Consider the following 3,148-nt stretch of genomic DNA (forward strand, 5'->3'; position numbering starts at 1 on the left):
CAGACCGGCGAAAAGCGGAGGACACAGGGGCGACGCCGCAAGCCGCAGCGCAAAGCCTTCACGGGCTGAATGCACCGCGAAGGGTGCGAACGGGTGAGGACGGAGGCGTAAGCGAACCCTTGTGGCCGATGCGGCCGGGCTACAGTGAAGTCACGGCGCATGCCGTCACCGCACGGAGCTTAAGGGGAGTTTCATTGTCCCGACGTGGCCTGGAGGGCAGCGGCGGATAAAAGCGGAAGGCACTGACATCCTTTTCGCAGTGGATGGCCACCGGTTGCCGGGGCGTTACCCCGGCTCTCTCCCTTACGCGGCCAGCGTCTCCTGTAATGCGTGAACGTCCTTCAGCTCATTCCTGACGGATTCAGGCTCCTGCCGCCCGACTTCCCAGGCCATACCGATCCGGTTTTCCAGCTCGCATTCATAGTTACGCAGGACGCGGGACAGGAGTACCGCCGGAACACTCACCTGACGGTTTGCCACTTCCCGCTGACGGGCCAGGAGATCGCTGACAGTCAGATTATTTACCCCCTCCTGGCGGTATTGCGTCATTTTCATTTCGCCGATCGCCTTCATCAGATTCCGGATTTCAGTCCCGTCCGGTTCTGGCTGGGCTTCACGGCAGGCCACGCTAATCCCCTCTTCCGTCCAGACCAGCAGGACCAGGGGTTCGTCAAACGTGAACATGTTTTCAAGCTGTACACAAAGTTCTTCGCGGGTTCCGTACATCGTTTTTCTCTCTTGTAAGGTGTTACAGGCCGGGCATCAGCCCGGCAGGGTCAGTCAGTCCTGAAAGGTTTCGTCCAGCACCAGGGCTTCGCGGTAGGCTTCAAGAAGCAGGGTGTTGATCCGGCGCAGAGTCTGCGCAGCCATACGTTCGGTAAGCGTTGCCGCGTCGTGCCGGTGCTGCGATTCGAGGCGGTTCAGCAGCATCCGCACGTCACACATGGCATTGCTGAGCGCGGCCACGTCCGCACGCAGGTGTTCAAGGCCCGGGTAGTTCATGCCGCCTCCGGATAGTCGGGGTAAAACGCGCCGTCATTGGCCGCCGGCATCCTTCTTGCCCGTTCAACCTGTGCCAGACGTCGAACGCCGGCGGCGTGGTACTGCTCAAGCATCTCGATCCCGATATAGCGGCGGCTGGCTTCGGCGGCGGCCACGCAGGTGGAGCCGCTGCCGGCGAACGGGTCAAGGACAATAGCCCCCGGACGCGTGAGCGATTCAATCAGCGGCCGCAGGCTCTGCACCGGCTTCTCCGTCGGGTGATGTCGGTTGCCCGTGTATTTCCAGGGGATCACGTCCGGGATGGGACGGTCCGGGGTTTGCGGCCTTCCCTTTGCCTGCAGGTAGGCACTCTCATGGGTGTAACCCACGAACGTCGATTTTGAGGCGTAGCTCTTGGCAAAGACGATATGGCCAACCCCCCGGAAACCGGCCGTTTTCCACGCATTCAGAAACAGATCCGCGCGGTTCCAGGCATAGAAACTCACCATCAGGCTGTCATTTTTCAGCACGCGGTACATTTCATGACAGGCGGGCTGGAGCCATTCGGCAGAGTTGTCCCCGGCCAGGGTGCGGCCGGTACGGTCCTTATATCAGCGCCGAAAACATCTTAAGGGTTTTCACCTGTAACGAATTGCATGGCTTCAGGACACCCCCTCCCCGGATGGTGTCCTTTTTTTCAGCGCCCCTTCACGTGGTCGATAGCAAACTGCAGCGTGTCCCAGTTAAAACCGATGCCTGCATCGTGGCTGTGGTCGCAGATACGCATGGCTTCTGCAATTTCCTCCTCCGACAGACTGCCATCGAGCGACAGAAAATCATCTTCCAGCCAGAACGTCCCCATACACAGTGCATCCGGTGGGTACTGCTTCAGCCTGGCGATGAGCCCTGCCACCGTCACATCATCACGACATGCAGGACGCGATCGGCGATGTCGTTCCAGCACCAGTCATCGCACTCCGGTACGGGTTCCAGCAGGGTCTGTAATTCCACGCCCGGCAGCAGGGAGAGCTGCTCCAGAACCTCCCCCAGAGAAAGTCGCTCTCCGCTGGCATCTTCACTCCCCAGGTAATGGTGATTGATATAGACGGCAAACTCGCCGTTATCGAGTTCAATACAGGTCAGTCTGAACATGGTTGTGTCCTCAGCATCCGGCACACTCTTGCGCCGTGCCGCCACAAAAACACGGCGTAAAGCGGAGGACGCCAGGGCGACGCCGAAGCCGCAGCGCAAGCCCTTCACGGGCTGAATGCACCGTGCAGGGCGCGAACGGGTGAGGACGGAGACAACGTGAACCCTTGCGACCGCAGCGGCCGGGTTAGCGTGAAGGCACGGCGGGTAATTTTTTACGGGAGATATAAAGCGGAGGGAAAATTTCACATTAAATTAAAATGTGATTTACATCACAAAACAATACATTATAATCGCCGAAAAATTAAGCGTTTAGTTTTACGGCAGGGATGAGATGTCACCCTGCCGTTTTTTTCTGAAGTGTACGAGACCGGATTTAACGCGCAGGAGCTGCACCAATACGTCTCAGCGCATCCTCTACTTCACGCAGCCCAAAAATATCTTCCGGCGGCTGCTCTTTTCCGGACAGGCTACATACCGTAAAGACGGCATTTGATGCGGATAATCTCTCGCGGAACAACGCCTGCAGTGCCACAACGACCAGCGTACGTTCGTCTCCTGTCAGTTCTTCAAGCTGCATATTGTTTCCTTCAGGTTAATGTTCATATTCATCCCCGCCCCTCTGGTTTTTTCTCGTCAAACGCCAGGAGAACCCCGAGGCCGATCAGTGAGGCATAGCAGACCTGCATCGCGATTGTCACCGGCAGTGAGATGTTATCAACCAGTACGCCAGGAACCACGACGGCCACGCCTGCCAGTATCATTCCCCTGCCGGTCTTTTTGACCCGTTCCGGCCACTGAGATTCAGGCACGTTCCGGGCGCGCAGAAAGTTATGAATGCACTGCACTGCTTTTTGTTTAATCACTGACATGCTCTAGTCTCCGAATGCCCGGCGCATATTTTTCTTTATGCTGGTCGCTTCAGCGGATACCGGTGCGGCAGGCTCCGCTGGTTTCTCCGGCACTGCAGCCATACTCACGTCAGCCGTACCAGCCATCTGCTGAACCAGAACCTGCA

6 protein-coding genes and 2 pseudogenes are annotated in these 3,148 nt (G+C 57.8%); all 8 read right to left on the reverse strand.

The genetic code is table 11. The features are described from left to right. Nucleotides 1-303: 303 nt before the first annotated feature. Nucleotides 304-726, reverse strand: a complete 423-nt coding sequence (locus AC6BYQ_RS28100; RefSeq protein ID WP_045344287.1) for a DUF1380 family protein — start codon at nt 724-726, stop codon at nt 304-306. Nucleotides 727-780: 54 nt separating this feature from the next. Continuing rightward, a complete protein-coding gene (locus AC6BYQ_RS28105; protein WP_013087144.1) occupies nt 781-1,002 on the reverse strand; it encodes a YubE family protein in 222 nt (73 codons plus the stop codon). Further along, nucleotides 999-1,592, reverse strand: a pseudogene (locus tag AC6BYQ_RS28110) (DNA methyltransferase); the annotation flags it as partial. The pseudogene AC6BYQ_RS28110 and the gene AC6BYQ_RS28105, both read right to left, overlap by 4 nt. A gap of 86 nt (nt 1,593-1,678) precedes the next feature. Next, entirely contained in the window at nt 1,679-1,843 is a 165-nt protein-coding gene (locus AC6BYQ_RS28115; RefSeq protein ID WP_226878499.1) for a hypothetical protein, read from the reverse strand. 53 nt (nt 1,844-1,896) lie between these two features. Next, nucleotides 1,897-2,241 carry a hypothetical protein gene (locus tag AC6BYQ_RS28120; protein ID WP_498057887.1) on the reverse strand — a complete coding sequence of 115 codons (345 nt, stop codon included), beginning with the start codon at nt 2,239-2,241 and terminating at the stop codon, nt 1,897-1,899. A 265-nt stretch (nt 2,242-2,506) separates the two neighbouring features. Then, a complete protein-coding gene (locus tag AC6BYQ_RS28125) occupies nt 2,507-2,710 on the reverse strand; it encodes a hypothetical protein (protein ID WP_013087140.1) in 204 nt (67 codons plus the stop codon). Nucleotides 2,711-2,738: 28 nt separating this feature from the next. Next, nucleotides 2,739-3,002: a hypothetical protein gene (locus tag AC6BYQ_RS28130; RefSeq protein ID WP_013087139.1), complete on the reverse strand. Its 264-nt coding sequence runs from the start codon at nt 3,000-3,002 to the stop codon at nt 2,739-2,741. 3 nt (nt 3,003-3,005) lie between these two features. Further along, nucleotides 3,006-3,148, reverse strand: a pseudogene (locus AC6BYQ_RS28135) (plasmid partitioning/stability family protein); the annotation flags it as partial.

The organism is Serratia sp. LTN-2 (genome assembly GCF_059740205.1).

Excerpts from the sequence above, each read along its gene's own strand:
- AC6BYQ_RS28100 (WP_045344287.1), bottom strand. The coding sequence starts at position 726 with ATGTACGGAACCCGCGAAGAACTTTGTGTACAGCTTGAAAACATGTTC.
- AC6BYQ_RS28105 (WP_013087144.1), bottom strand. The coding sequence starts at position 1,002 with ATGAACTACCCGGGCCTTGAACACCTGCGTGCGGACGTGGCCGCGCTC.
- AC6BYQ_RS28115 (WP_226878499.1), bottom strand. The coding sequence starts at position 1,843 with ATGGGGACGTTCTGGCTGGAAGATGATTTTCTGTCGCTCGATGGCAGT.
- AC6BYQ_RS28125 (WP_013087140.1), bottom strand. The coding sequence starts at position 2,710 with ATGCAGCTTGAAGAACTGACAGGAGACGAACGTACGCTGGTCGTTGTG.
- AC6BYQ_RS28130 (WP_013087139.1), bottom strand. The coding sequence starts at position 3,002 with ATGTCAGTGATTAAACAAAAAGCAGTGCAGTGCATTCATAACTTTCTG.